A 26,973-nucleotide genomic window follows, 5' to 3' on the forward strand; every position below is an offset into this window, starting at 1 on the left:
TTATGAATAGTCAGCAACTGGCCCGGCGCATGCAGCGTGTTCGCCCGTCACCCACCGCCACCATTTCCGACCAGGTGCGCGCCTTAGAAGCGGCAGGCAATGCCGTGATCAACCTGGGTGAAGGGGAACTGGATTTCGCCACGCCCGCCAATATCAGCTACGCCGGGATTGCTGCCATCGTGCAGCAGCAGACCAAATACACCGCAGTATCTGGCACCCGCGAACTGAAACAGGCGATTGCCAATAAGTTCGCGCGTGACAATCAGCTGAGTTTCACTCCACTGGAGATCATTGCGGGCAGTGGAGCCAAGCAGTTGATCTTCAACGCACTGCTCGCCACGCTGGACGCCGGACAGGAAGTGGTCATCCCCGCGCCATACTGGGTTTCCTATCCCGATATGGTGACGCTGGCCGAAGGGGAGCCGGTCATCGTGCCGTGCCACGAGCAGCAAGGCTGGAAGCTGCAACCGCAGGATTTGGCGGCGGCGCTGACGCCCGCCACGCGTTGGGTGATCCTCAACTCACCGGGCAACCCCACCGGGGCTATTTACAGCGCGCAAGAGTTACAGGCGCTGGCCGATGTGCTGTCCGATCATCCCCAAGTGTTGATTATGGCGGACGATATCTACGAACCGCTGCGTTACGACAACACGCCGTTCAGCACCTTTGCGCAGGTGGCACCACAGCTTGCCGAGCGCACCCTGACCATCAACGGTGTCTCCAAGAGTCACGCCATGACCGGCTGGCGACTGGGTTACGCGGCGGGCCCGGCGTGGCTGATCAACGCCATGCAGATCTTACAATCGCAGAGCACCTCCAACCCCAGCAGCATATCGCAGGCGGCAGCGGTGGTGGCGTTACAGCAGCCGGCAGAATTTTTGGCGGAGTGGATTGCCGTGCTCGATCGCCGTCGCCAGCAGGTGCTGAAGACAATCGCCGCCAGCAATGGCTTGAGCGCCAGCGCACCGCAGGGCGCGTTTTATATCTTTGCTAACTGCAACGCGCTGATTGGGCGCACCACGCCGGAAGGTGAGGTACTGACCGATGATAAAGCCGTCGCCAGCTGGCTGTTACAGGATGCCCAGGTGGCGCTGCTGCACGGCTCGGCGTTTGGTACACCGGGTTATCTGCGTATCGCTTATGCGGTAGAAGATGGTCTGCTGGCGGAGGCGTGCCAGCGCTTAGAGGCTTCTTTGGCGAAGTTGTCGTAAAGCTCTGGTAGGGAGTGGCCTCCAGGCCGCCCGTCGCCGTGATGACCGTTGGTGGACGAATACAGTGTAACCCAAGCCGGTGCGCACTAATGCGCATCCAACGAAAGCCGCGCCACGCTGCTTTAGGATCGCCATTTGTGCGCACAAATGTGCACCCCACCAAAACCGCGCAATACTTCTGTAGCGGCGCCATTTATGGCGCCCCAACAGCGCTCAAGCGATCGGCACCCATCCACCCTCCATGAGGTATCCATAATGAACGTCGAACTAAAACCCACAGTGTCAAGAAAGGTGTTGATCCTCGGCGGCAGCCGCGGCATTGGCGAAGCTATTGTGCGCCGCTTTGCTGAGCAGGGTGATGACGTCATCTTTACCTACGCCTCCTCACAGCAGAAAGCCGAGGCGCTTGCCCAACAAACCCACAGCCAGGCACTGAAACTGGATGTGGCCGACCGTCACGCCCTGGTGGCAACCATCGCTGGGGTGGGGGCGCTGGATATTCTGGTGTTCAACGCGGGGCTGCTGAGTGTCGGCGATCCCCTCGCCATCGACGCCGATGAAATCGACAAGATGTTTGTCGTCAACATCCACGCGCCTTATTTTGCTGCGGTGGAAGCGGCACGCAAGATGAACGCGGGCGGACGCATTATTCTCATCGGTTCGGTGAACGCCGACCGCATTCCGATGCCGGGCCTGACGGCTTATGGCGCGAGTAAAGCCGCACTGCAAGGTGTGGCGAAAGGGCTCGCGCGGGACTTTGGCGATCGCGGTATTACGGTGAATGTGATTCAACCTGGCCCCACCGATACCGATATGAACCCAGCCGATGGGCCAATGAATGAAACCCTGCACAGTCTGATGGCGATTAAGCGTCACGCCCATGCCAGCGAAGTGGCTGGCATGGTGTTTTGGGTGGCGGGGCCAGAAGCCAGCATGGTGACTGGCACAGCGCTTACCATCGACGGGGGATTCGGCGCATAAGGTATCAGGCTTATTGCGGCAGGGATGCTTCACCCCACGAGGTGATACGCCCTTTATCAAGGGTGATCACCCGGTCGGCACTTGCCAGTATCGGGAGGCGATGGGCGATCATAATCATCGTGCGATCGGCCGGTAACGTGGTTAACGCTTCGAGGATCAATCGCTCGTTTTCGCTGTCCAGCCCTGCCGATGTCTCATCCAGCAGGATAACCGGAGCCTGGCTCACCAGCGCGCGTGCCAGAGCAATACGTTGGCGCTGCCCACCGGAAAAGTTCTCTCCGCCATTCAAACAGATCGTTTGATATCCCTGCGGCAGTTCACGGATAAACGCATCCGCGCGCGCTAACTGTGCAGCTTGTTTAACCTGTGCCAGGGTTGCGCCTGGAAAGCCGAGCCGGATATTGTTCTCCAGCGTGTCATGAAACAGCCAACTCTCTTGCGAGGCCCAGGCAATATGCCCCCGCAACGTCTCCAGACTCAGTGCTGCAATGTTGGTTTCCCCCAGGAAGATCTGCCCGGCATCGGGATCGTAAAAACGCAGCAGCAAGCAGGCGAGGGTGGTTTTACCGCTGCCCGATGGGCCTGCCAGGGCAACTTTTTCCCCCGGTTCGATCACCAAATTGATGTCATCGAGCACTTTTTCACTGCTATTGGGGTAGCTAAAACTGACCCCCTCGAATGCGATGCGGTGGCCTTGAGGCAAGGTGTTGGCAGGATGATCCTCGACGCTATCCTGTAAATGTTGCAGGGTGAAGATGCGTTCGGCACTGGCTTTCAACGCGCCCCACTGTCCACCCGCATGCAGGATGTCTGACAAGGGGAATATCGCCGCCGCCGCGATGCTCACGATAAACGGCATCCAGGCAGAGGGCCGTCCTGAAAAGGCAAAAAGTGGATAACTCGCCAGCAGCATGACAATCAATGACAGCGCCACCAGTCCGTCCAGCAACGCCTGTTCCAGCCCGCTTCTGGCGCCGTAACGGCGCTGCGCCTGGGTCAATTGTCGGTTCGCCTGTTGCAGCGTGGCGCGATAGCGGCCTTCAGCACCAAACATCTGGATATCCCGCCAGCCCTGCACCAATTCAACAATATGAGTGTTAAGTATGCTTTTCTTCTCCGCTACCTTCCGGCCCTGCTGTTTAGCACGACGCGAGGTGAGCAGCGGTGCCAGCATGAGCAGGACGATGCAGGGCAGCAGTATCAAACACAACATCGGTGCGACCACCAGCAAAGCAATAATAGCGAGACAGGGCATCAGGAATGCGGTGAGGTAATCAATCAACAGATGGGCGTAAAACCGTTCCATCAGTTCCGCATCACTGGTGGCAGTGGCGGCAATATCGCCCAGACGTTGCTGACCAGTTCGACCCGGCGTGGCGCGCGCCAGACCGTCAAAAATCCCCATTTGCAGCGTCTCAATCAGCGCAAAGGCCAGATCATGAGACAACCAGGCCAGCGCCCAGCGGGCCAGCGACATCACCACCACGCTTAGCGCAATAACCCCCGCCGGGAACAGCAGTGCGTGGGGGGAATCTCCGGCCAATACGCGTGTACAGAGCCAGCCGGTCATCAGAGTGCACACCAGTGTGGCGGCCTGCGCCAGCACACCGGCAAGCAGGGTCAGTAACAGCTGCAGCCGATGCTTTTGCAACGGCGACATCAGCGCGCGCCAAAGCGAAACCTGACGCTCAGAGGGAAGGTTCATGGTGTAACGTCCTTATGCAGGCGTGAAGCGTAATACCCTTGTGAACGACTCAACTGCAGCGGTGAGCCTTGCTCCAGAATTTTGCCGTCCTGCAGCACCACAAGGTGATCGGCCTGCGCCACCGTCTCCAGGCGATGGGCGATGCTGATCAAGGTACATTTGCCCTGCAGGGCAGTGAACATCGCTGCCAGCGCGGCTTCGTTGGCAACATCAAGATTCGACGTGACCTCATCGAGGATGAGAATTGGTGACTGTTTTAACAGCGCGCGTGCGATGGCGAGGCGCTGGCGCTGGCCGCCTGACATCAAGCCACCATTCTCGCCAATCAGGGTATTGAGCTGCTGTGGCAAACCCTGCACCCATTCCGCCAGTTGCGCCTGTTGTAACGCGCGCCATAACGCCTGCTCGCTGGCGTCTGGATTGGCGAGGCGAAGATTTTCGGCCAGGGTGCCGTCAATCAGAAACACCTGCTGTGATACCCAACTGATGCGGCTGCGCAGTGCGGCAATCGAAAGATGATTGATGGGCTGATCTCCCAGCAAAATCGTGCCCTTTTCCGGGCTGACAAAGCGGGTGATTAACTGGATGAGCGAACTTTTCCCCGATCCTGAAGGGCCAATAAAGGCGGTATGGCACTTCTCCTTAATGGAAAACGACAAATCTTGGAAAAGCGGTGCGTTCTGGCCGGGCCAGCGAAAGGTAACGTGGGAAAAATGCAGCGTGTGGCTGTCCGGCAGAGGTTGAGGTGACTCAGGATCGTTTATCACCAGCGGGGATGCCGCCAGCGCCTGGATCGCCGGGCGCATCTCCTGTGCCGCCCACAGCGTATGGATAACGGTTTCCAGTTGCAGGATGGGACGAAACGCTTCCCAGCAGATAAACAACGTCAGAATCAGAATGCCAGCATCGAGGTGACCTTCCGCTGCCCGCCAGGCGTTGAGGATCAGCAAACCACTGCTGCTCAACAGCGCGATCAGACGCGTGATGCCGCCTCGCATCATAGTGACGCGCAACGTCGACATGGATTCATGACGCAGCGATGCGGCGTGCGAGGCGAGGCGTGCACGAAAGCGGGGTACGGCGTTGCAGGCTTTCAGCGTGAGCATCCCGCGTAGCGCATCCATCAACTCTGTCGCAAATTGTTGCATGGCCGCGAACACCCCGACGATGTGGTGGCGTTGGTGGCACATAAAGAGATGGTCAATCGTCGGGCACAGCACCATGGAAACCAGCAGAAGCAAGCCGGAAAGTCCGTCAAAACTTATCAGCAGCGCCACCGTCAGCACGCTGCTTGCCACCGCGAACAGCACGGCGGGCAGATAGCGGCTGTAATAACCCTCCATCACTTCGACGCCCTCGATCACCGTTGCCCGCAACGCGGCGGCGTCATGCTGCTGCATCACGCCATAGCCCGGCGCCAGCAGGGGATGGAAAAGCTGACCGCGCAGTGTCCCGCGAATACTGGCGGCCAGTTGCTCATTTTGCAGGCTACGTAATCCCACCATCACCGCTCTGAGCAGCACATTTCCCACTAACAGCACGATAAAAAGGGTGAGATCAGACGCGGTGGCGGAGGGGGATGCCATGATCAGCCGCGTGAATAACAGCGCCTGAAACAGATAGCTGCCGGTGATGACCACACCTGACAACAAATTGAGCGAGAGAGAGGGGAATAATTGAGAGGTGTTATGGCTTAACGGCGCTTTCATTTTACGGCTCCTGAGAAGCAGCGCGGCAGGCCGCGCTGCCTGTTTCCTTAGTGCTCCGGCAACGCCGTCCAGAAGGTTCCCTGCAGCGGTACGGACAGCCACTGACGCTTCACCGTCTGCAAAGTGGCATCGGGATCGACGTCGGCAAACAGCGTGGGGTGGAACATCTTCGCCATGGCCTCAATCCCCACGAAGTAGAGCGGGCTGTCGAAAAAGAACAGCCAGACGCCGCCCGCATGGCTCGCTTTCACCGCCGGTAACTGGGCGATCTGCGCGGCCTGTAACAGACGCTGGCTGCTAGCGGCCACCTGCTGCGGTGTTGCCCCGGTGCCAATCTGCAACCCGTCACGGCTGACGGCGGAACCGCCCCCCATCAGGTAAAAATCAGGATTGCGCGACAGCATATACTCCGGATTGAGTTTGCCAATCGGCGCGCTCAGCTTATCGGCACCGATGTTATGCCCGCCTGCGGCAGCGATAAAATCACTCATGTTGCCGGGACCAGAAGTGAAGCAGCAGTCCCCTTTGCCGGGATTCAAATGGAAGAACACCGAAGGGCGATCTGCCACTGTTGCTAAGCGTTTTTTTACCTCTTCCATGTGCTGCTGCCAGAACGCAATCACCTGGTCGGCCTGTTTCTCCTGACCTAACACCTGGCCCAGCAGCGTCAGGCTCGGCACGGTATTCACCAGCGGCTTACGGAAGAAATCCACAAACACATAGGGAATATGTGCCGCATCCAGTGCCGCCAGGTCGGGCGGAATGGGGCCATACAGCGTGAAGATCACCAGATCGGGTTTGGCGGCGATGGTGGCTTCCATGGAAAAAGTGCCGCTGTTCATGGTGCCTAAAACCGGAATGTTGCTGGCGGCGGGATACTGCTTTTTGATCGCCTCCCAGGTGGCGGGAGAGTAGCGCTGCAGGTCATCCCCCCAGCCCACCAGATTGTGGATGGGATCTTTCTCCAGCAGGGCCAGCGTGATGATGTGGCGACTTTCGCCCAACACGATACGTTGCGCGGGGCCGGGTAAGGTCACTTTGCGTTGTAACATGTCCGTGACGGTGATGGATGACCAGGCCGACGGCGCGCCAAACAGCAGGCTGAACACACAGAGCAAAGAGAGCAGTAGCGATTTCTTCATTATCGGGTTCTCCATAACTTACCAGCGATAGGACAGCGTGGCGCTCAGCGAGCGGTCATAACCGGTGGTGCAGCTGGTGGTTGAGCAACTGACCCAGTAGTGCTTGTTGAACAGGTTGTTGGCATTCAGCGCCACATTCAGCCCGTTGAGATGGCTGTTGATCTGGCCCAGGTCGTAGCGAATCGACGCATCCACCAGAGTGTAATCCGGCACCTTGATGGTGTTGTTGGTATCAGCCCAGGTCGAGCCGACATAGCGTACGCCCGCACCCAGCCCAAGTGAGGCCAGTGGGCCGCTGGCGACGGTGTAGTTGCTCCATAATGACGCCATCTGTTCTGGCATCGCGGTTGGGGTTTTACCTTGTGCCCCTGCGGTGCTGCTTTTGGTGGTTTCGAGGTCATTCCAGCTGTAGCTGGCAATCAACTTCCACTGGTCGGTCAGGTTGGCCGTCGCCGAGGCTTCGATACCTTTGGAGGTGACCTGGCCGGTTTGCACCTTGTTCAGGGCGTTGTCGGGATCGGTGGTCTGCACGTTATCTTGCTGCAGATTGAACCAGGCCAGGGTGAACAGCGCATCAAATTGCTCTGGCTGGTATTTCACCCCCACTTCCCACTGTTTGCCGGTGGTGGGTTTATAGGCTTCGCCATAGAAGTTGGTGCCAAGCACCGGCGCAAAAGAGGTGGCATAGCTGACGTAAGGCGCGACGCCGATGTCGGTGATCCAGCTCAGCCCCGCGCGCCAGGTGAAGTGATTGTCATCTTGCGAGGTGTAACTGTCGTTGAGTCGGTTTTTGGTATTCACCGCCGCCCAGTCCTGACGCGCAGAGAGATCCAGGTTGAGGTGCTGGAACAGGGCGAGACTGTTAGAGAGATAGACGCCAGTCTCATTGGCGTTCTGCTGGGTACTGGTATACGGCGAGGTTGACGGGAAACGGCCATTGCCGGTGGGCTGGTAAATATCGATGCTGCTGGCCCGGCCGTAGTTCAGGTAATAGTCCTCGCCGGTATGGCGGAATGACACGCCCGCCACGCTGGAGCCGTGAACCGGACCGGCATCCCATTCGGTTTTCAGATTGTTATCGGTGGCGAACACTTTGCCTTTGATACCAAACTCATAGGCGACGCGGTTCAGGGTACGCATATCCGCCGCCAGCGAGGTGCCGGAAAGGGTTTGCGTCATCAGATCGGATTCGGTGTAGCGACTGGCGGAGTGGAATGTCCAGCGATCGGCAAAATGGTGATCCAGTTCATAACCCAGATTGGTTTGGGTCATATGGTTATCCAGGTTGGTGCCATCAAGATAACTGTTGCGGTTAACCAGGCCATTGGGGTTGGTCAGCAGCGTGCCATACAGCGGCAGAAACGCGCGCGGCGGGCCAAATTTGTTACGGCTGACCGACGACAAGATCGTCAGGGTGGTGTCCGCATCCGGACGCCAGGTCAATGACGGTGCGAGATACAGGGTATCATCCGGGACATTATCGAACTGCGTGTTGCTGTCACGCGCCACGCCCACTACACGGTAGAGCAGCGTTTTATCATCATTTAGCGGCCCTGAGGTGTCGAACTGGCCCTGCATGCGGCCATGGCTACCGGTTTGAATCGCCACTTCATGCTGGGCATTCACCGTCGGGTGTTTACTGATGGCGTTAACGATGCCGCCAGGCGAGCCTGCGCCGTACAGGAAGCCGTTGGGGCCGTGCAGGACGTCGAGTTGCTCTAAGCCATAAGGTTCATAGCGCACGTAGGATTGCTGGGTCGTGGAGCGCAAACCATCCAGCAAGGTCCCGTTCAGCGTGGCATCAAAGCCGCGAATGCTGAAGTAATCAAAACGGGATGAGATGGCGGAAGTAGAGGCAAACACACCCGGTGAATATTGCAGTGCCTGGGTAGTGCTTTGTACGTTGCGATCGTCCATTTCATCACGCGTGATCACGGAAACCGACTGCGGCGTGGCCAGCACCGACGGATTAGTGCGGCTCGCGGTGCTGCTGGTCTGGGCGACGTAGCCTTTCTCTGGCGCGGTTTTGCTGTCTGCTGTGACGTTTAAGGTCTCCTCTGCCAGCGCACCATTGGCATGAACCAGCAGGGCCAGACAGGTGAGCGAGGCGGTCCAAATCGCCCCGTTTTTATTATTGTTTTCCAAGGTCTTCTCCACATAAGAATTGACTTTTTTGCCGGCTAAAAGTGTGTCAGTGGGAAGGGGAGCGGACAATCGGCAACACTTTAGGTGGCGGGACTCATGCTTTAGGTTGCAAGGCCTATGAACTTACAGAATCAGGGGGAATAGGTTATTGGACTCTTAGACGCGTTAATTTAGGTTCGTCCCTACAATGCAGTAGACAAAGCCTCTCGCACTGCTTAAATTGATAATGATTATCAATATCGATTGAGGTGGGCGGTGGCTCAGAAGCAGATTGCGGACAAAGGCAGTGTGGGGGACGTTGCAGAGCAGGAGGTGCAGATGCTATTACGCGGTGAGATCGCCTTAACCAGCGGGACGATTTCCCCTCAGCGCGCCATCTGGCAGGACGAGCCACTCTTTATCGGCCTTAAGGTGATCATCATTGAAAGTGGAGAGCTCTTATGCCGCTTTCCACAGCAACCCGAGCGTCATATTAAAGGTCCCGCTTTGTGTGCGGTCTGGAGTCAGGACCAGGCCGAAGCCAGCCAGTGTTTACTTCCGGGTGAGGGCCTGCGCTACACCGCGGTGAATATCTCTACCCACTCCCTCACTCAGCACCTTTGTGCCGACGCGGTAGACAAACTGGCTGTGGGCCTGCATCTGGATCTGTCGGCCAAACCGGGGATGCGCATTCAGGCCGCACCGAAATCTCTGTCTGGCCTGCGTGCGCAACTTTTCACTCATCCGTTGCAGGGGGTGGCGCGTCAGCTCTATATGACCGGTAAGGCATTAGAGATTGTTGCCCACACGCTGGACAGCCTCGGCAGTGAAAATGCACATCCGCAGCCCTCATCGCTGCGTTTGAGCACCCGCGATATCAGCCGGTTACACGAAGTAAAAGCGTTACTCGCCGATCGCATCGCTTCCCCACCGTCCATCAGCGATCTCAGCGTCGAAGTCGGCCTCAACACGCGCAAACTCACGGCAGGTTTCAGGAGGCTGTTTAACCAAAGCATCTACGGTTATTTGCAAACGTTACGCCTGGAAACCGCGTGGCGCATGCTCTCAACCGGTGAAGCCAGCGTCTCTTCTGTCGCTTACAAGGTGGGGTATTCTCCCGCACATTTCTCGGTCGCCTTCCGCAAGAAATACGGTTTTGCACCGAAAGATATGCGGTGTTGATGCCGGGTTTTTCTCTTCAACGTCTCTAATTACGCTGTTAACACCGATCCAAAACGGCAGTATTACCCTCGACAGCAAAGTCGTCAGACATATCGCCGAACGGGTGATTTGGCTGTCTTCCTGGTCGTGGCAAAGCCCAGCACATTTACGCCAGAGAGATTCGCGGCCATCAGCACCAAAACCCCGCGCGGCATCCCCTCTTGCGCACAGTCGATGAACTCACTCCGTTACACCCGATATTCGCCCGACATCTTCTGATCGGGTATATTCAGATTCGGGTGAAAGATGCAGCAGTTTGTGAAGCGTAATCAAAAGGGTGCACAGGTTGAGCGGGAAAATCGATTATCACATTGAGAAATACAGTTTTACGGAAATGGCTGAGCCAGCCAGACTGGTTAAGCAGTGGCAGGACGTGCTCGAAAAATGCCACCAGTGCCATGCTGATTCCGAGGAACGACTGCGGATCGCCTTACTCAATGTTGATTATGTCTCCAGTTTTGAACTTCCCTTCAGATTACTGCTTATCCGCGCACCGCAACTGATCGCCCGACTGCGTGAAGAACTTCCCATCCAGCAAAAGGATGTGCTGCTAAACGGCAAGCGTTTTGGATGTGTTTACACTTTAAACAGCGATCTGAGCCACATTCCGGACACGTTCCAGTACCGTCTTTCGACCCGGATCCGTCGGGTGGATACGACAGGGGGAAGCGCTGCGCCTTATCAGCAAATCGCTAAAGAACTTAAAGCACCGCGTGAACGTCTTAAACTTGCGCTGGAGTCGGGATTACCGGTGACGGCTCTGGATGGGCTTTTCTGGTTTGGGCTCCAGCGCATTGCCGCTGAAGTGCAGAGATTGAGAAAATCCGGTATGAAAATCGCCACAGCAGAAACCGATGTATTCGATACGCTGACCGGGACAACCCGCCGAGTGCCTTTTTACCAACTGACTCATTGAAACAGCAACAGACCCTAAAGCAACTCACACCGGCTTGGATCACAAAATTTCGGCGGACAAACCTGCATCGTGCGGGATAAGTCTGCCGTTAAATGGGTATTCTGGTAGGGGTATGAGAATAAGGCTGTGAATTACATATCCCCCCGACATAATTTCAATGATGCTGAAACCTCGCCACCATCACCGATTTAAGCCAGTCAGTGGCTTCGCGTTTGCCGCTGCGTTTGTGAGTATAGATTTTCACGGTGAAACGCGGGGCCTTAAACGGCAGTTTAAAACGCCTGACATTTGTCGTCGTACAAAATTGTTGCGCGACAAATGACGGTATGGCCATCAGCAGTTCACTCTCGGCCACAATAAAAGGAGAGCTGAGCATTGACGGGGTTTTAATCACGGTTTTCCGTTTTAGCCCCAGTCGTTCAAGGTGAGAATCCAGCAGGCCTTGCTTTTCATTCCAAGGCGTCACCACCAAGTGACCTGCCGATAAGTAATCATCCAGCGACAGGCAGGTTCTGCTCAGGTTGCTTATCACGACAAATTCATCACTGAATAATTCTGTCTCTTCCATGTCGGGATGTTTCTCATCACCCGGCTCGCTGAAGCTTAATGCCAGATCAACCTCACCCGCCAGCAGCTCTGTCAGGCCCGGATTGTGCGGTAGATGACACAGCTCAAAGCTCAGGTGGGGGGCTGCGTTTGCCAGTTCATGCATCAAACCGGGTAAAACGCAGAATGCCGTATAATCCGTCACCGCAATCTTAAAGCAATCACTGTTGAGTAAAGGATTGAAGGGTTCAGCCGGGCAGAGGTGTTTGTTCAGTGAAGCCAGTGTGTCGGCAATAAAGGGGGCAAGTTGGCAGGCATAAACACTGGGGCACATCTTGTGTCCGTCACGGTAAAAGAGCGGGTCTTTGAGAAATTCCCGTAACCGGCTCAAGGCGTGGCTGAGTGCTGAGGTACTGAGAGAAAGCTCGATCGCGGCCAGCCTGACCGAGCGATGCCTGAAGACAGCGTCAAAAACCGGTAACAGATTGAGATCCAGCCTACGCAACACATGATGCATGAAATTCACCTAATGTTGATTTTATTGCAATTCATTCATTCAACATTACCCTCTATCATCTGAATCTTCAATTCCTTGAATTAAAGAATCTTTTTATGCATATGACCGTTCGTTTAGCCTGTTCTGATGATGCTGAAGCGATCTACAACATGATTGCTGAGCTGTCTGTTTACAAACACGGTTTGCAGGATTCCTTAACCAGCGCTGAGGTCATCAGGAACATGTTGTTCGGCCCCGAAAGCCACACTGAAGCCTATCTATGCGAAATTAACGGTGCTGTCGCGGGTTACGCGGTCATCACCAACAGTTACTCCGCCTGGCTGGGGCGTCGGGGGATTTACATGGAAGATCTCTACTTTTCGCCGGATTATCGTGGTTTGGGCGTGGGCAAAGCGCTGCTCAAATTCATTGCTCAGGAAGCCGTCAAACGACAATGTGGCAGGATTGAGTGGAGTGCGCTGAGCTGGGATCAACCGGCCCAGGAGTTTTATCAAAGTATCGATGCGCTGCCCTTAAACGAGTGGGTGCGCTATCGCCTCGATGGCCCGGCACTTGAGAAGTTCGCTGAGAGCAGTCTGAGTGAATAATGACGGTCAGCATGAGGGAACTGACCGTTTTAGGATCAACGCTTACAGTGACTGCAGAAATGCCAGCAGGTCGGCATTCAACTCGTCAGTGTGCGTCACGGCAAAGCCATGTGGCGCGTTGTCATACACCTTGAGTCTGGCGCCCTGAATCATCTCGGCGGCCAGTTTCCCGGTGGTCTCAAACGGCACCACCTGGTCATTGCTGCCGTGAATCACCAGCGTCGGCACGTCAATTTTGGCCATATCTGGACGGAAGTCGGTTTCAGAGAATGCGGTCACGCAATCCAGCGTGCCTTTTAACGACGCCAGCAGCGCGATGTTCAGCGTTTGCGCCAATACGCCTGCAGAGACGGTCTGGCCCGCATTGGTGCCATAGAAGGGTGCCGCGAAATCACTGATAAACTGCGCACGATCTTTACGCAGCCCCTGACGAATGCCCTCAAATACTGACAGATCAACACCCGCTGGATAGTCGTCGGCTTGACCAAAGATCGGTGTCACCGCACCCAGCAGCACCAGACCCGCCACGCGGCTTGTGCCGTAGTTATTGATATAACGTGTGACATCGCCCCCGCCCATCGAGAAGCCGACCAGGGTGACATCGTGGAGATCGAGGTGGGTGATCAAATCGTTGATATCAGAGGCAAACGTATTGTAGTTATAGCCCTCCCACGGTTGATCCGAACGACCGAAACCGCGACGGTCAAAGGCAACCACGCGATAACCCTTTTCAGCCAGGAAGTTAAGCTGGTTGTCCCACATATCTCCGTCCAGTGGCCAGCCGTGACTGAACAGTACCGGCTTACCCTTACCCCAGTCTTTGTAATACAGGCTTGTGCCATCGGCAGTTTTGATTGTACTCATGGTCAGTTTCCTTGCGTTAAAGTGAACAACATGGGTTTTTTTATACCGGTGCGACCAGATATCGCGCCTGCGGCATGTTCTCTCCCCGATGGAAGGCATAAACTCGGGTCTGGATTTTTTGATCGTTCATGGTGTAACGCTCAAGCTGCCGCAGATGCTCCATCCACGAACCCACCACGAAGGTTTCAACAAAGATGCCGGGCTGCAGAATGTCTTCATAAACCGCCCAGTTATCAGCTCCGCCACGACGACGTACCCGCCGCATGTCCTGCATGCACAGGGTAAAAGCCTGGGCATCTTCCAGATTGATCAGGTATTCATAACTGACGCGAACGGGGCCGCGATCGTGGTGAATTTCCAGCGCGGGCGCTGTTTCAGGCATCCCGCTGACATCCAGATTCAGATCCGGGTCCTGATCGAGCCGCCAGCGCAAGACGGTCAGGCTGGCCAGCGCCATGCCGACGGTTGCCACGCACAGAGACACCGGGATGCCGTAATGGGAGGCCAGCTGGCCCCAGATGGCGCTGCCCAGCGTCATTGAGCCAAAAAAGACCGTCAGATAGACCGCCAGCGCGCGCGCTTTTACCCATTTAGCGGCACTCCGCTGTGCACCCACGTTGAGCGTGGAGAGCACGGCAATCCAGGCGAAGCCAGTGAAAAACTCGCAGATATTGAGCAGCCAGAAGTGGCGCACAAACGCTAATGCCAGCAGGGTTGCGGCAAACAGCAGACTGGCCAACACCATCAGCCGATCCGGGTTGAAGCGTTTACGCAAGCGCGGCAGCAGCACGGCCCCGCAGATGGCACCGACGCCAATAAACGCGAGCATAATGCCGTAGCCGCCTGGCCCCAGCCCCAGTTCGCGCCGGGCAACCAGCGGCAGTAGCGCCCAGCCCGCGCTGCCGAAAACAAAGAAGGCGACGGTCCTGACCAGCACATTGCGCAGTACCGGTGCGGCGTGCACATAGCGGATGCCCGCTCTGACGGCCGAAAAGAAGTGCTCAGGTGGCAGGCGCTGAATACTGGGCGCCTCTTTCCAGCGATAAAGCACCCAGGCCACGCCCAGCACCGAAAGCGCGTTCAGCAGAAAGACCATCCAGGGGCCGGCAAACGAAAGAATTAACCCTCCCAGTGCCGGACCAATGGCACGGCTGATATTGATGCCCAACGAATTCAGCGCAATGGCAGAGCTGAGTTCATTTTTCTTCACCAAATCCGGCACGATGGCCTGGAACGGCGGTGAGCTCATGGCCGCCCCCGCGCTCATCAGGAAAGCGGCAATCAGCAAGACTATAGGGGTCACGTGCCCGGTAAAGGACAGTACGGTCAGGCCTGCGGCAGCGATGAAAACCCAGAGCTGCGAGAACAGCAGGTACTTGCGGCGATCGATAATATCCGCCAGCACGCCGGACGGCAGTGCGAACAGAAACATCGGTAAACTGCTCGCGGCCTGCACCAGCGCGACATTGAGCGGGTCGGCGCTGAGGGTCAGCATGGTCCAGTTGACGCCAACGTCATTCATCCATGAGCCGATGTTGGAGACCACCGTGGCAATCCACAGCATGCGGAAAACCGGCTGGCTCAACGGTTGCCAGGGGGAGGCAACCGTCCCGGTCGCGGCGACAGGCGTCGCGATGACATCTTCTTCCTGAGTGACGTCGTGGATGTCGTTAACCTGTGCCATGTCTGACTCCCTGCTGTTTCGCGATTCGCCACGTACCCGGGCCGGTAATGGCCAGGGTGATGAAGATGATCAGCAGCAGCCAGCCAAACTGGCCCTCTGCAATACTCCAGTCGGGATGGACAAACACCATGGCCACCAGCAGCACGCCGATGATGGGCAGGCACGCCAGGCGGGTGAAGACGCCCAGCAGGATAAAGATCGGGCAGATGACCTCGGCAAAAATCGCAGGCAACAGGCTCATATAAGGACCGAGGCCAAAAGGATCTTCGATGCGTGTCAGTTCTTCGCTGAAATGAAACACCTTGGGCAGCCCGTGTACGTGCAGTAACAGCAGGCAGCCTGTCAGGCGCAGGAAGAACAGCCCCGCATTCACGCGGGGCGGCTGAGAGAGAAGTGTCGTCATGATGATCAGAACGCGAAGCAACTGCAGCCGAGCGCGCCCCAGAAGGCGTTCTCTTCTGACACCGGCAGGTTAGCGCCGCGTGCCATGTCATGCGCGTGGTTGTGTACGCCACACGGCCCGCTGCACTGGTGCGGCATCTGCTGCATGCCAACGCGCGTCTGGGCGGTTGGCGGTGCGCTGCGGTAGTGCCCCGGCACGTTCACCACCGGTGACCACTCTGGCAGCACCGGAATCGACGGCGGCGCTTCTGAATGGAACGAGCCGGCGGCATAAACGATATTGCCGTCCACCACGGTCAGAACCGATTCGATCCCTTTGATCTCCTCTTCCGGTACGCTGAAGTAATCCTTGCTCAGCACCACCATATCTGCCAGCTGTCCGGCTTTGATCTGACCTTTTTTCCCCTGTTCACTGGAGAACCAGGCACTGCCCTGGGTCCACAGCATCAGCGCGGTTTCACGGTCGAGACGGGCGTTAACGTCATACATTTGCATACCGCCTACCGTGCGACCGGAGACCAGCCAGTAAAGCGCGGTCCATGGGTTATAGCTGGCAACGCGTGTCGCATCGGTTCCCAGACCAACGGGCACGCCAGTTTCCAGCATGCGTGCCACCGGCGGGGTATGGCGTGTGGCTTCAATACCGTAACGTTCCGCGAAGTATTCCCCCTGGAAGGCCATACGATGCTGTACCGCGATGCCGCCGCCCAGCTCTTTGATACGGTCAATATTACGTTGCGTCACCGTTTCCGCATGGTCGAAGAACCAGTGCAGGCCGTTGAAAGGAATGTCGCGGTTCACTTTTTCGAACACGTCGAGCATGCGGCTGATGGACTCATCGTAGGTGGCGTGCAGGCGGAACGGCCAGCGGTGCTCAACCAGATGGCGCACCACACGTTCCAGTTCATCTTCCATGCCAGGCGCCAGGTCCGGGCGCGGTTCAAGGAAATCTTCGAAGTCAGCGGCTGAGAACACCAGCATTTCGCCGGCACCGTTATGTCGGAAGTAATCGCTACCCTGGCCTGGGGTCAGCATGTCGGTCCATTTCTCGAAATCTTCCAGCTCATGGCCAGGACGCTGCGTGAAAAGGTTATAGGCGATGCGGATCGTCATTTGCTTCTTCTCATGCAATTCGGCGATCACTTCATAGTCTTCCGGGTAGTTCTGGAAACCGCCACCGGCATCGATAGCGCTGGTGAGGCCCAGTCGGTTCAGTTCACGCATAAACTGACGCGTGGAGTTGACCTGCTGCTCCAGGGGCAACTTCGGTCCCTTGGCGAGGGTGGCGTAGAGGATCATGGCATTAGGGCGGGCAATTAACATACCGGTCGGGTTGCCGTTGCTGTCACGCTGAATTTCACCGCCCGGTGGGTTGGGGGTGTCTTTGGTGTAGCCAACGACTTTGAGTGCCGCACGGTTCAACAGAGCACGATCGTAGAGGTGCAGCACAAAGACAGGGGTATCTGGCGCCGCTTCGTTGATCTCATCCAGGGTCGGCATACGACGTTCAGCAAACTGGAACTCGGTCCAGCCTCCGACGACGCGCACCCACTGCGGATTGGGGGTGCGGAGCGCCTGCTCTTTCAGCATACGCAGCGCGTCAACCACGGAAGGCACCCCTTCCCAGCGCAGTTCAAGGTTGTAGTTCAGGCCGCCACGGATAAGGTGCAGATGCGAATCGTTCAGGCCAGGTATCGCGGTATGGCCTTTCAAATCAATGACCTTGGTGCCTTCGCAGTGATGTTGCATCACATCGGCCAGGCTCCCGACCTCTAAAAACTTGCCATCGCGAATGGCCACGGCCTCGGCAATCGGATTGCTGCGATCGACGGTGTGAAAGCGACCGTGCGTCAGAATGATGTCTGCCTTACCTAACGTCACCATAAAACCTCCTGAAAGAGTTGTCCTGCAGCTGCGCAGAATATGTAATTGGCGGGATTATGTTCAGGTGGTCAGGAGAGCGTCTAGTTATACAAAGGGATAGGTATACCTTCGTATAGTTATACCTAGAGATAATAGTTTAGAAAAAAAAGCCTCCCTACACTGCGCTCAGACAGTCACCCTGGGCAGCAGCCAGTCTTCCGTTGTCATCTGCCCTGATGGCCCGTCTGTTCGCTTTCCGCCGTTAATTTTCATCCAACTCAACAACACTAACCTCAATGGGCAAATACATGACCTCTAGTAAACTTGAAGTACTGACGCCGCAGAACTGCCAGATCATCTTCATCGACCAGCAGCCACAGATGGCGTTTGGCGTGCAGTCAATTGACCGTCAGGTACTGAAAAACAACGTGGTGGCGTTGGCAAAAGCGGCCAAAGTTTTCAACATCCCAACCGTACTGACCACCGTTGAGACCGAAAGCTTCTCGGGTAACACGTTCCCGGAGTTACTGGACGTTTTCCCGGGTCAGGACATTCTTGAGCGCACTTCAATGAACTCATGGGATGACCAGAAAGTACGCGATGCATTGAAAGCTAACGGCAAGAAAAAAGTGGTGGTGTCAGGTCTGTGGACAGAAGTCTGTAACAACACCTTCGCGCTGTGCGCGATGCTGGAAGGTGACTATGAAATTTACATGGTGGCGGATGCATCAGGTGGCACCACGAAAGAAGCCCACGACTATGCCATGCAGCGCATGATCCAGGCAGGCGTGATTCCGGTGACCTGGCAGCAGGTGATGCTGGAGTGGCAACGTGACTGGGCGCACAAAGACACTTACACCGCCGTGATGGACATTGCCAAAGAGCACTCCGGTGCTTACGGCATTGGCGTGGATTACGCCTACACCATGGTGCATAAAGCCCCTTCGCGTCAGAAGAGTGAACACCGCACCCTGGCCCCTGTTCCCGCACCGGTTCGCTAATTAGCTTCGCTGGTCAGCCCCTGGCTGACCAGCCTCGTAAAAGGGGAACGCATGAGTCCTTTACTGATATCTCTGGGGGCAGGGACGCTGGCGGGCCTGATCTACGCCTTGATCAAGGTCCGGTCACCCGCCCCGCCAGCGGTTGCACTCATCGGTCTGTTAGGCATGGTGATTGGCAGCACATTGGGGGCAAAACTGCTGCATCGTGATTCCACGGCATTTATTCCTGTGCTCGATGAGAAGCCAGTCACCGCCGATGTGCCTTATCCCGTCACATCACTGCACGCTAAGCGGGTGGGATGATCATGCTGAAATCCTATATTTTATCCCTGGTGGCAGGCATACTCATCGGCTTACTGTACGCCGTGATGGATGTCAGCTCACCGGCGCCCCCCATTATCGCGCTGCTGGGGTTATTGGGCATGCAAATCGGCGAACACCTTATCCCGGTGTGCAAACGGCTGATGAAACGTGAGCGCATGCATATCTCGTGGTTCTGTCACGAGTACCCGCCAAGAACCATTGATAAGCCACCGGCATCGGGTGACAAGACCTCCTAAGGATGGGCCTCAGGGAGTGGTGAACAATTTAAGGAATACAGCATGCCTCTGTCGAAGCGCATCATTGTTGTGGATGATGACCGTTCTGTTCGCCGTGCCCTGAGCAATTTGCTGCAGTCGGAAGGGTTCGAGACAGATGACTTTGCCTCAGCAGAAGCACTGTTAGCTGATGACACAGCGCTCAGAGATGCCGCGCTGTTTATTATTGATGTCGAACTCAAAGGGATGTCCGGTTTCGACCTGTTCAAAGCGCTGACTGAACGGTTAGTGGACCCGCCTGGCATTATTATTTCAGGCAATGGTGACGATAATTTGCTGTGGTACGCCATCAATCTGGGTGCCATTACCTTCATGCGTAAGCCTATTGATATTGATGCGCTGTTAGAACATATTCGGGCAGAGATTTCCGCCCGGACGCCGCGCCCATGAGTTCACTCTTTCTTGCATTGAACATGTCTGATGAAACTGCCTATACGTTAAGTGATGACGTGGTATTTCGCTCGCTGGCTCAAGAAGGCAACATTGAGTGGCTGCTTGGCAGGCACGCGCTCTCCGGTGAAAATGTCATGCTGGCGACCGCCGCCAATGAAGAGTCCGTGTCTCAGGTGACGAAGCGGCTGAAAAATGAGTTTGCGCTCCGTGCGAAACTCTCTGAGAGCTGGTCAGTGAGGCCTCTGCGTCATTCGTCCTGGCAGGGGCGCTACGCGTTGCTCTACCGTCCTTTCCGTTATCGTACACTTGCAGACCAACTGCGCATGCCGCCGGGCAATCTCAAAAAGTTTTTTCAAAAAGCCGCTTTACTGTGCGATGCGCTTGGGAAGATGCATTTGCAGGGGCTGGTGCACGGTGACATTAAACCCGCCAATTTTTTCTTTGCAGACAATGGTCAGGTTCAGCTTGGCGGCTTTGGGCTTTCACTGCTGGAAACGGATCTCTCCCAGCCGGCACCGATGCCCGTCACCGGAGGAACCCTGGCCTATATGTCACCCGAGCACACCTCTCGCACGGGGCATCAGGTCAGCCGCATCAGTGATCTATACAGTCTGGGTATCGTGCTGTATGAACTGCTCACCGGCAGGTTGCCTTATGGCAATGCGGAAGGCGGCATGTCGGAATGGGTGCATCATCATATTGCCTCCGAGGCGATCCCGCCTCACCTGTTGCGCAGGGATGTTCCGGTGGTGTTGTCCTCGATTATCTTGCGGTTGTTAGCCAAGTCCCCTGAATCACGCTACCAGAGTATCGAGGGCGTGATGGCGGATTTGAAACGCTGCGAGTCAAACCTGATGCCAGATGGCGGCGTCACGTCGTTTGCGCTCGGGCAGCAGGACTTACCTCCGCTGACGCTTTCGGCCGAGACCTTGTATGCCGAACATCCTCAGGCTGTCGATGTGTTGACGGCTTTTGAAGAGGTCAGCCGCAGCGGTAAGCACAGTCTGGTGGCCATCAGCGGCACGCCGGGTTCTGGCAAGTCATCACTTTTGGTGTCAGCACTTAACCTTTTACGTAGCAAAAAAGCGATGTTAACGGTGGTCAAGGCGGACAAGCATTCGCCCGTGCTGCCGTTTTCGGTGTTTACCTCGGCGTTTAAAAGCCTGACCTTGCATATTCTTGGGCTGCCAGCGGAAGAAATGTCCCGCTGGAAAGCGCATATTTCACGTCATCTCGGTGAGTTTGCCGGGCTGGCAGTCAATCTCGTGCCGGAACTCGGCGTGGTACTGAATAAAAAGGCCGACCCGCAGATTGAGACACCTTCGCCGGACGCTCGCGAGCGACTGAATCTTGTCGCCTGCAGTCTGGTCAGAGCCTTTACCGCACCGGGAAGGCCACTGGTGATCATGATTGATGATGTTCACTGGGCGGATCAGGCCACCCTGCAACTGTTGCAGAATATTTTGAGCCTGAGCGAAGATTTGCCGCTGTTGCTGGTCATCAGTCATCGGGATAGCATTTCACTGCCGTGTCGAACCGTTGCGGCTAACCTCAGCCGGATACGGGCTGGCACCTCACGCATTGTTGATCTCACACCTGAGCCACTGTCGGTAACCAGCATTGCCCACTGGCTGACGGGGATGTTTCACACGCGCAACGCCTCTGTGGGCGATCTGGCGCAAATCGTATTTGAAAAAACCGCGGGCAACCCGCTCGCAACCTGTGCATTTTTCCGTCAGGCCGTGCGCGATCATCACATCACTCATCATGCTCCCTTTGAGTGGACATTCGATGCGCAGGCGTTAAAGAACAGCCAGTACTCAGCTAACGTCGCCGCCAGTGTGCTTGATGAGCTGAAAACATTGCCGAGCGCTGCACGAAAATTGTTAGGAGAATTAGCCTTAATTGGTGTGTCCGGCGAACTGCGCGATATCAGCCTGATTGTGCAACTTACCCAGCACCAAATTTGCACGCTTCTCCAGCCCGCTGCGGAGAGCAGGTTAGTCAGCCTGGCGGAAACACGCTGGTCTTTTCTGCATGACAGCGTGCACGAAACCGCACTGAAATTTCTGTCAGAAGCAGAAAAGGATGCTTTCCATTACGCCGCCAGCCACTTTTATCTAGCAGAATCCCGCCACGCCCATTCTAATGCCGCCTTATTCAGCGCGGCGCACCATCTCATTTCGGTGCAAGAGGTGAGTTTGGTGAATGGGGAATCGTCGCTATTTCTACCGCTTTTATTACAAGCCTCACGCAGTGCAAAAATCGCTGGGGATTATCGCTCTGCGCTGAGGTACATCCATTTTGCCGGCAAAATGCAGATCGGTTCAGACCCGCACTCCAGCCAAGCGTTTTTGCTGGAAGAGGCCGAGTGTGAGTTCCTGAACGGCAATCTGGCGGGGGCCATGACGCTCAGCACACAGATCCTGAATTCACCCGGTGATGTGACGGACAAAGCCGAAGCGGCCAGCCTGATTGCTGAAATTCACATGCGCCAGTCTGACAGTCCGCTCGCTCTGGAAACCGCACTCGCCTGGCTGGCTGTGTTTGGCATCCAACTCAATCGTTATCCTGATCAGGCCGAGTGTGATGCGGCAAGGAGCCTGCTGAAGGAGGATGTCGGTAAGAATCCTTACACTCGCTTTCGATCCTTACCGCGTGTGAGCTGCAAAAAAACCGAAGCCATTATGAACCTGATGGCCAGCGCCAGTACGTTTGCCGCCTTTATCTGCCCACGCTTACAGTTCCTGATCCTGTGCAAACTGCTCCATCTGACCATGGCGCGCGGTCTCTCCGGGGCTTCAACGCTGGCTTTATCATGGTATGGCGTGGTGTGTGGCGACCGATACGCTGAGTACAGCCGCGGGTTTTCCAGTGCGCTGTTAGCACGTGAGTTGGTTTATAAACACGATTTCGTCAGCTACAAGGCAAGGACGCTCCTGCCACTTGATCAGGTCAGCGTCTGGACCATGCCGCTGACCTATGCCATTGAGCGGGCTAAAGCGGCGTTTGATGTCGGTGTCGAGATTGGTGACAGAACGTCAGCCTGCCTGGCATTGCGCCATCTGGTGATGAATTATCTCACTCGCGGCGATCATCTGGCTGGGGTGTCGACTTCCATCACCCGAGGCATGGCCTACGTGCGTCAATCGCAGTTTCGCGATGTTGAAATTGTGCTGGGTATGCAACTTGATTACGTAATGTTTTTACGTAAACCGCGCGGAGAAACCTTTACTGGCGATCACTTTTCGCCACCGCAGTTGGACACCACTCAGCATGCGTTTGCCATTGAACCCGTGTTGCTGATGCAGTTCTGGTCGCGCCTCTACAAGGGCATGGCCCACTTTTTTGCCGGGGAGTATGCGTTAGCCAGCGGGTGCTTTGCGGACGCCGTTCCCTTTACCGCGTTCATTCCGGGGCATGTGCACCTGGTGGATCTGCATCTCTACAGCGCGCTTGCTGTCACCATTCCGTTGTCGGTTGATGAGTACACAGATGAAATCCGCCAGGGGTTGTCGCCGCATCTGGAAAAGTTGGTGACCTGGGCGACTGAAAACGAGAAAACGTTTTCTGATAAAGAGACGCTGTTGCGTGCTGAACTGTGTCGATTAGCGGGCGATACCGCACGCGCAACGGAGCAATACGAAAAAGCTATCGAGCTGTCGCGTGCGGCAGAGTTCCATCATATCAACGGGCTGGCGTGCGAACTTGCGGCACGTTCCGCTTTTGCGCGAGAGATGCGTTTCGCCGGGGAAGCCTATATCAAGGGCGCAATGGCGGCATGGGAGCGCTGGGGGGCGGGGGCAAAAGTTCATCAACTGGAATCCCGTTATCCCTCCCTGGTTCAGGCTGCGCCGCCAACGGCGTTGAACACCGTGACTTTTGAACAAAGCGCGGCCATCAGTGATGTGCAAAGCATGGTCACCGCGATGCGTGCGCTGACGGAAGAAATTAATCTCGATCGCCTGATTCATACCCTGATGATGATGCTGGTGGAACGTGCAGGGGCGCAGCACTGCATGCTGATCCGGCTGGTGGAGGGGGATGTGCCTGAAATTCAGGCACGGGCAACCACCACCCAGGAGGGGATTAGGGTCAAAATTGTCAAAGAGGTGCCGGTCGCGACCGATCTGCCTCTTTCAATATTGTCCGCCGTGATTCGCACGGGGAAGGAGATCCGCACCGGTAAGCCCGAGGTCTTCAGCCCTTTCAGCCAGGATAACTATCTGGTGGCTTCCGGGGCGGCGGTGATGTGCGTCCCCATGTTCAGACAAGCGCAAATGGTGGGGGTGCTGTATCTGGAAAATCGCCTGATGCCCGAGGTGTTTACGGCGGAACATTCACGCATCGTCTCCATGCTGGGTTCTCAGGCTGCCGTATCACTGGAAACTGCTCGTCTCTATGCGGAACTGATGGATGAAAACATCCAGCGTGGCAAAGTTGAAAAGCAGTTACGGTCCAGCCAAACGTCCCTGATGCTGGGTGAAAAAATCAGCCATACCGGTACCTGGCATTGGCTGATGGAGCCTGACATCCAGTTCATCTCCGACGAATACAAACGTATTATGGGGCTGCCGCAAGGGCAGACCACCACGTCAATGGCGGAGTTTCTTAGCCGCGTTCATCCAGATGATATCCCCTGTCTTAGGGCGATGATCGAGACGCACTCCCGGCAGGGGCTGATTATGCAGGCCGAGTTTCGTATTGTTCGGGATGATGGTGAGTGTCGCTATATTAAAGGCATTGGAGAGCCGGTTGATACCTGGCCCACTGCACGGGAATATTTTGGTACGCTGACTGATATCACCAGCCAGCGCCAGTCGGAAGATGCCACCCGCATTGCGCAAGCTGAACTGGCTCGTGTAGCACGCGCGACCACCGTTGGTCAGTTAACCTCATCCATCGCTCATGAAATTAACCAGCCGCTGATGTCGATAGTCGCCAATGCGGGTGCCAGTCTGCGGTGGCTGAAACGCGATCCGGCTAATCTGGAGAATGCCCGTCACAGCCTTGAGGAGATCATTAGTGAAGGACGCCGCGCGGGGGATATTATCCGTGGGTTACAGGCGCTGACACGCAATCAAGTCTCTTCGTTCGCGCCTGCCAGCCTGCATCAACTGGCGCGAGACATCCTGAATCTTTCGCGCATGGAGTTAGAAAGACGCTACATCTCCCTTGAGCTGGATTTCAGAGCAGATTCGGATGAGGTGTATTGTGACAGCGTGCAGATACAGCAGGTGCTTTTGAATCTGGTGATTAATGCCATTGAAGCGATGTCTGAAAACAGCGGCGCCTGCCTGCTCAGGCTTTCATCTGATCACCCGCAAACGGGTGTGATTCGCTTTGCCGTCGCCGATAACGGCACCGGGCTGTCCGAAGAGGTGATGGGGAAGATTTTTGACTCATTCTATACAACTAAAGCGGAAGGTATGGGGATGGGACTGACGATCAGCCACGAAATCATCAGGCGGCACGGTGGTGAAATTGGTGCTGAAAACCGCAGTGAGCAGGGCAGTGTTTTCTGGTTTACCCTGCCGGTTAATCAGTAACACGGCCCCTGAGAAAACGCCCGCCGGGAGGCGGGAACGTCAGGATACATCGCTAAGCTTAATCATCACCGAGCAGGTCTAACTTCTCAGCCGCCCTGACCAGTTCCGAGGCTGAGCGTACCCGCATTTTATCCAGCACTCTGCGCTTATGTACCTTGGCAGTAATTTCACTGATGCCCATTTCAGCCGCGACCTGTTTATTCAGCAATCCCTGCATCAGTAACTGCATTAACTCTTTTTCACGCGGGGTCAGCGAGTGATAACGGCCGGTCAGTTCGACTTTTTCCCTGGCGGCAGTGTCGCTCTTTTCAGATAACGCTAATGCATCGGCAACCACATTAAGCAACGCATCGGGCATGACCGGTTTAGTCAGAAACTCAAAGGCGCCGGACTTCATCGCTTTCACTGTCAAAGGAATGGTACCGAAGCCGGTCAGGAAGATGGTCGGTATGGAATATCCGCGTGTTGTCAGACGGGCAGAAACATCAAAACCATCAAGACCTGGCATATTCAGGTCAACAATAAGGCAACAAGGCGTCGAATATGTTGGCTGGTGCAAAAAATCAGCCGGTGAAGTAAAGGCAAGGACCTGATATCCCTCAGAACTGAGGAGGTTTTTCAGCGAGGTGATAACAGACGTATCATCATCAACAAGATAAATGGTTTTATCCATAAAGGCTCTTTTAAACTCTGACGAGTTCTCTAATACAGAGCAAGCAATATACCTGCAAACGCAGAACGGTGGAATTAGATAAAACTTATAACCGGATTTCACCGCCCCCCGCTCGGTAAAAACAGAAAAACGCATCAGGGTGCATATTTGGCAAGAGGGTGCAATTATCCAAAAGTATAACAATCTGTTGGTATACCTATCCTTTTGTATAACTCTCGTTTGTTGGACGTGCAGAGGATAATCCTCATTAACCCATTGCGGGAAAGCCGGTGCTTATTCAGTCTGCATCTCCTGGAAAACGGGGCGGGGTTCGTGCACAGCTGCATTTACGTCAGATCCTCGGCGACTCCGATGCCCGTATCCTGAACAAACCTGAAGCCATCTTTGGAGATGGTCAGTGAAAAGGTATAACAATGCTACCTTCTGCAGCCGATTCATTGCCTGTTAAGCCGCTGGTTTATCTGGAGCGAATTCCCATTTCCCGGTCTGAATTGAGAGGCAGTTTCAATAAGTACACCATTTCACTCAAAGTGTTTATTCCTGCCCCACATCCGGATGGTGTCGGTATGATTATTTATAGTGACAGGGCAACACGTGCTGGCTTGGGTGATAACGCGGTATTTTCGGTGATACAGAAAATGATCGAATGGATAGATGAGCATCTCGACCAGGCTCTCTCTGTTGTCACAATCGCCAATAAAAGTGGCTATTCCGTTTGGCATTTTCAGCGAAAGTTTGTGCAGCTTACCGGACTTAATGTTTATGAATATGTCCGTATTCGCCGGGTTATTAATGCAACGTTTTTACTGGTAAGAAGTCGAAAGCGTATTCTTGAAGTCGCGATTGAAAACGGATTTAACTGCCAGGCTTCTTTTACGCGCACCACCAGGGAAGTGACCGGGTATACACCTGCGGTGATCAGGAAGAAATTTGGCGATAATGAACCGCAATGGATCGCCATGATTGAGAACCTGATCCATTCGCAGATGGATAAATAGCGGATGGCCGAAGACGGCTTCTTAATCCACTGAAATTGAGCTGCGTAATTGTTAAGTCTGATACCCGCAAAAAAGGCCGCCTCGCGGCATAGTGCTTGTCAGTTAAGCGACTGACGATAACGCCGTCTGGGGCCGCACCGGGGCAGGCGGTCCTCGCGCCGCTACGCGGTACCTTCACTTCACTCGCCTGCCTTAACGGACCGGTGCCGATGGACTGAACCCATAATGTTGGACTGTAAAACGACATAATGGGGATAAATCATGAAGCCCAAATATTCCACTCAATTC

21 protein-coding genes and 1 pseudogene are annotated in these 26,973 nt (G+C 55.5%); 12 read left to right on the top strand and 10 right to left on the bottom strand.

The window, feature by feature from the left end:
* The first annotated feature begins 2 nt into the window (after nucleotides 1–2).
* Nucleotides 3–1,211, top strand: a complete 1,209-nt coding sequence (locus ACPUC8_RS11020) for a pyridoxal phosphate-dependent aminotransferase (RefSeq protein ID WP_494926291.1) — start codon at nucleotides 3–5, stop codon at nucleotides 1,209–1,211.
* A gap of 255 nt (nucleotides 1,212–1,466) precedes the next feature.
* The gene (gene bdcA, locus ACPUC8_RS11025; RefSeq protein WP_494926292.1) at nucleotides 1,467–2,192 is read left to right on the top strand and encodes an SDR family oxidoreductase; all 726 of its coding nucleotides are present in this window, start codon (nucleotides 1,467–1,469) and stop codon (nucleotides 2,190–2,192) included.
* 10 nt (nucleotides 2,193–2,202) lie between these two features.
* Here bdcA and ACPUC8_RS11030 read toward each other — a convergent pair whose 3' ends face one another.
* From ACPUC8_RS11030 to ACPUC8_RS11045, 4 genes are read right to left on the bottom strand one after another with little or no spacing between them, the layout of a single operon-like run.
* Complete coding sequence (locus ACPUC8_RS11030) at nucleotides 2,203–3,897, bottom strand: ABC transporter ATP-binding protein (protein WP_494926293.1); 1,695 nt, start codon at nucleotides 3,895–3,897, stop codon at nucleotides 2,203–2,205.
* Nucleotides 3,894–5,606, bottom strand: coding sequence for an ABC transporter ATP-binding protein/permease (locus ACPUC8_RS11035; RefSeq protein ID WP_494926294.1), 1,713 nt, complete (start codon nucleotides 5,604–5,606; stop codon nucleotides 3,894–3,896). The genes ACPUC8_RS11030 and ACPUC8_RS11035 overlap by 4 nt, the downstream gene beginning before the upstream one ends.
* A gap of 47 nt (nucleotides 5,607–5,653) precedes the next feature.
* A complete protein-coding gene (locus ACPUC8_RS11040) occupies nucleotides 5,654–6,748 on the bottom strand; it encodes an ABC transporter substrate-binding protein (protein ID WP_494926295.1) in 1,095 nt (364 codons plus the stop codon).
* Between the two features lie 18 nt (nucleotides 6,749–6,766).
* Nucleotides 6,767–8,893 (bottom strand): TonB-dependent siderophore receptor, encoded by a 2,127-nt coding sequence (locus tag ACPUC8_RS11045; RefSeq protein ID WP_494926296.1) that lies wholly within the window; start codon nucleotides 8,891–8,893, stop codon nucleotides 6,767–6,769.
* Between the two features lie 255 nt (nucleotides 8,894–9,148).
* Between ACPUC8_RS11045 and ACPUC8_RS11050 the strand changes: the two genes are divergently transcribed.
* Both ACPUC8_RS11050 and ACPUC8_RS11055 read left to right on the top strand, forming a co-directional pair.
* Nucleotides 9,149–10,054, top strand: coding sequence for a helix-turn-helix domain-containing protein (locus tag ACPUC8_RS11050; protein WP_494926297.1), 906 nt, complete (start codon nucleotides 9,149–9,151; stop codon nucleotides 10,052–10,054).
* A 325-nt stretch (nucleotides 10,055–10,379) separates the two neighbouring features.
* Entirely contained in the window at nucleotides 10,380–11,009 is a 630-nt protein-coding gene (locus ACPUC8_RS11055; RefSeq protein ID WP_494926298.1) for an ECs1377 family protein, read from the top strand.
* A 154-nt stretch (nucleotides 11,010–11,163) separates the two neighbouring features.
* On the opposite strand, the gene ACPUC8_RS11060 is transcribed toward ACPUC8_RS11055, so the two are convergent.
* On the bottom strand, nucleotides 11,164–12,072 hold the full coding sequence (locus tag ACPUC8_RS11060; RefSeq protein ID WP_494926299.1) for a LysR family transcriptional regulator: 909 nt from the start codon (nucleotides 12,070–12,072) through the stop codon (nucleotides 11,164–11,166).
* Nucleotides 12,073–12,167: 95 nt separating this feature from the next.
* Here ACPUC8_RS11060 and ACPUC8_RS11065 point away from each other — a divergent pair, with 95 nt between their 5' ends.
* A complete protein-coding gene (locus ACPUC8_RS11065) occupies nucleotides 12,168–12,659 on the top strand; it encodes a GNAT family N-acetyltransferase (RefSeq protein ID WP_494926300.1) in 492 nt (163 codons plus the stop codon).
* A gap of 42 nt (nucleotides 12,660–12,701) precedes the next feature.
* Here the strand turns inward: ACPUC8_RS11065 and ACPUC8_RS11070 are convergent, their stop codons facing one another.
* The 4 genes from ACPUC8_RS11070 to ACPUC8_RS11085 are packed head-to-tail and all read right to left on the bottom strand — an operon-like array spanning nucleotide 12,702 to nucleotide 17,493.
* Nucleotides 12,702–13,523 carry an alpha/beta fold hydrolase gene (locus tag ACPUC8_RS11070; RefSeq protein ID WP_494926301.1) on the bottom strand — a complete coding sequence of 274 codons (822 nt, stop codon included), beginning with the start codon at nucleotides 13,521–13,523 and terminating at the stop codon, nucleotides 12,702–12,704.
* A gap of 40 nt (nucleotides 13,524–13,563) precedes the next feature.
* Nucleotides 13,564–15,207 carry an MFS transporter gene (locus ACPUC8_RS11075; protein ID WP_494926302.1) on the bottom strand — a complete coding sequence of 548 codons (1,644 nt, stop codon included), beginning with the start codon at nucleotides 15,205–15,207 and terminating at the stop codon, nucleotides 13,564–13,566.
* The gene (locus ACPUC8_RS11080) at nucleotides 15,194–15,610 is read right to left on the bottom strand and encodes a DoxX family protein (RefSeq protein WP_494926303.1); all 417 of its coding nucleotides are present in this window, start codon (nucleotides 15,608–15,610) and stop codon (nucleotides 15,194–15,196) included. The genes ACPUC8_RS11075 and ACPUC8_RS11080 overlap by 14 nt, the downstream gene beginning before the upstream one ends.
* A 5-nt stretch (nucleotides 15,611–15,615) precedes the next feature.
* Entirely contained in the window at nucleotides 15,616–17,493 is a 1,878-nt protein-coding gene (locus ACPUC8_RS11085) for an amidohydrolase (RefSeq protein WP_494926304.1), read from the bottom strand.
* 287 nt (nucleotides 17,494–17,780) lie between these two features.
* On the opposite strand from ACPUC8_RS11085, the gene ACPUC8_RS11090 reads away from it, so the two are divergent.
* From ACPUC8_RS11090 to ACPUC8_RS11110, 5 genes are read left to right on the top strand one after another with little or no spacing between them, the layout of a single operon-like run.
* Nucleotides 17,781–18,473, top strand: a complete 693-nt coding sequence (locus ACPUC8_RS11090) for a hydrolase (protein ID WP_494926305.1) — start codon at nucleotides 17,781–17,783, stop codon at nucleotides 18,471–18,473.
* A gap of 51 nt (nucleotides 18,474–18,524) precedes the next feature.
* Nucleotides 18,525–18,776 carry a DUF1427 family protein gene (locus ACPUC8_RS11095; RefSeq protein ID WP_494926306.1) on the top strand — a complete coding sequence of 84 codons (252 nt, stop codon included), beginning with the start codon at nucleotides 18,525–18,527 and terminating at the stop codon, nucleotides 18,774–18,776.
* A gap of 2 nt (nucleotides 18,777–18,778) precedes the next feature.
* Nucleotides 18,779–19,033, top strand: a complete 255-nt coding sequence (locus tag ACPUC8_RS11100) for a DUF1427 family protein (RefSeq protein WP_494926307.1) — start codon at nucleotides 18,779–18,781, stop codon at nucleotides 19,031–19,033.
* Between the two features lie 42 nt (nucleotides 19,034–19,075).
* A complete protein-coding gene (locus tag ACPUC8_RS11105) occupies nucleotides 19,076–19,462 on the top strand; it encodes a response regulator transcription factor (protein ID WP_494926308.1) in 387 nt (128 codons plus the stop codon).
* Nucleotides 19,459–25,014, top strand: coding sequence for an AAA family ATPase (locus ACPUC8_RS11110; RefSeq protein WP_494926309.1), 5,556 nt, complete (start codon nucleotides 19,459–19,461; stop codon nucleotides 25,012–25,014). The genes ACPUC8_RS11105 and ACPUC8_RS11110 overlap by 4 nt, the downstream gene beginning before the upstream one ends.
* Nucleotides 25,015–25,072: 58 nt before the next feature.
* Here the strand turns inward: ACPUC8_RS11110 and ACPUC8_RS11115 are convergent, their stop codons facing one another.
* Complete coding sequence (locus ACPUC8_RS11115; RefSeq protein ID WP_494926310.1) at nucleotides 25,073–25,687, bottom strand: response regulator transcription factor; 615 nt, start codon at nucleotides 25,685–25,687, stop codon at nucleotides 25,073–25,075.
* Nucleotides 25,688–25,938: 251 nt separating this feature from the next.
* On the opposite strand from ACPUC8_RS11115, the pseudogene ACPUC8_RS11120 reads away from it, so the two are divergent.
* Both ACPUC8_RS11120 and ACPUC8_RS11125 read left to right on the top strand, forming a co-directional pair.
* Nucleotides 25,939–26,076 (top strand): annotated as a pseudogene (locus ACPUC8_RS11120) (NADPH-dependent FMN reductase); the annotation flags it as partial.
* A gap of 24 nt (nucleotides 26,077–26,100) precedes the next feature.
* The gene (locus tag ACPUC8_RS11125) at nucleotides 26,101–26,685 is read left to right on the top strand and encodes a helix-turn-helix domain-containing protein (protein ID WP_494926311.1); all 585 of its coding nucleotides are present in this window, start codon (nucleotides 26,101–26,103) and stop codon (nucleotides 26,683–26,685) included.
* Nucleotides 26,686–26,973: the final 288 nt, after the last annotated feature.

The organism is Pantoea sp. CFCC18177 (assembly GCF_059412425.1).

Excerpts from the sequence above, each read along its gene's own strand:
- ACPUC8_RS11020 (WP_494926291.1), top strand. The coding sequence starts at position 3 with ATGAATAGTCAGCAACTGGCCCGGCGCATGCAGCGTGTTCGCCCGTCA.
- ACPUC8_RS11095 (WP_494926306.1), top strand. The coding sequence starts at position 18,525 with ATGAGTCCTTTACTGATATCTCTGGGGGCAGGGACGCTGGCGGGCCTG.
- ACPUC8_RS11030 (WP_494926293.1), bottom strand. The coding sequence starts at position 3,897 with ATGAACCTTCCCTCTGAGCGTCAGGTTTCGCTTTGGCGCGCGCTGATG.
- ACPUC8_RS11070 (WP_494926301.1), bottom strand. The coding sequence starts at position 13,523 with ATGAGTACAATCAAAACTGCCGATGGCACAAGCCTGTATTACAAAGAC.
- bdcA (WP_494926292.1), top strand. The coding sequence starts at position 1,467 with ATGAACGTCGAACTAAAACCCACAGTGTCAAGAAAGGTGTTGATCCTC.
- ACPUC8_RS11105 (WP_494926308.1), top strand. The coding sequence starts at position 19,076 with ATGCCTCTGTCGAAGCGCATCATTGTTGTGGATGATGACCGTTCTGTT.
- ACPUC8_RS11100 (WP_494926307.1), top strand. The coding sequence starts at position 18,779 with ATGCTGAAATCCTATATTTTATCCCTGGTGGCAGGCATACTCATCGGC.
- ACPUC8_RS11125 (WP_494926311.1), top strand. The coding sequence starts at position 26,101 with ATGCTACCTTCTGCAGCCGATTCATTGCCTGTTAAGCCGCTGGTTTAT.
- ACPUC8_RS11040 (WP_494926295.1), bottom strand. The coding sequence starts at position 6,748 with ATGAAGAAATCGCTACTGCTCTCTTTGCTCTGTGTGTTCAGCCTGCTG.
- ACPUC8_RS11060 (WP_494926299.1), bottom strand. The coding sequence starts at position 12,072 with ATGCATCATGTGTTGCGTAGGCTGGATCTCAATCTGTTACCGGTTTTT.
- ACPUC8_RS11110 (WP_494926309.1), top strand. The coding sequence starts at position 19,459 with ATGAGTTCACTCTTTCTTGCATTGAACATGTCTGATGAAACTGCCTAT.
- ACPUC8_RS11065 (WP_494926300.1), top strand. The coding sequence starts at position 12,168 with ATGCATATGACCGTTCGTTTAGCCTGTTCTGATGATGCTGAAGCGATC.
- ACPUC8_RS11035 (WP_494926294.1), bottom strand. The coding sequence starts at position 5,606 with ATGAAAGCGCCGTTAAGCCATAACACCTCTCAATTATTCCCCTCTCTC.
- ACPUC8_RS11080 (WP_494926303.1), bottom strand. The coding sequence starts at position 15,610 with ATGACGACACTTCTCTCTCAGCCGCCCCGCGTGAATGCGGGGCTGTTC.
- ACPUC8_RS11090 (WP_494926305.1), top strand. The coding sequence starts at position 17,781 with ATGACCTCTAGTAAACTTGAAGTACTGACGCCGCAGAACTGCCAGATC.
- ACPUC8_RS11085 (WP_494926304.1), bottom strand. The coding sequence starts at position 17,493 with ATGGTGACGTTAGGTAAGGCAGACATCATTCTGACGCACGGTCGCTTT.
- ACPUC8_RS11075 (WP_494926302.1), bottom strand. The coding sequence starts at position 15,207 with ATGGCACAGGTTAACGACATCCACGACGTCACTCAGGAAGAAGATGTC.
- ACPUC8_RS11115 (WP_494926310.1), bottom strand. The coding sequence starts at position 25,687 with ATGGATAAAACCATTTATCTTGTTGATGATGATACGTCTGTTATCACC.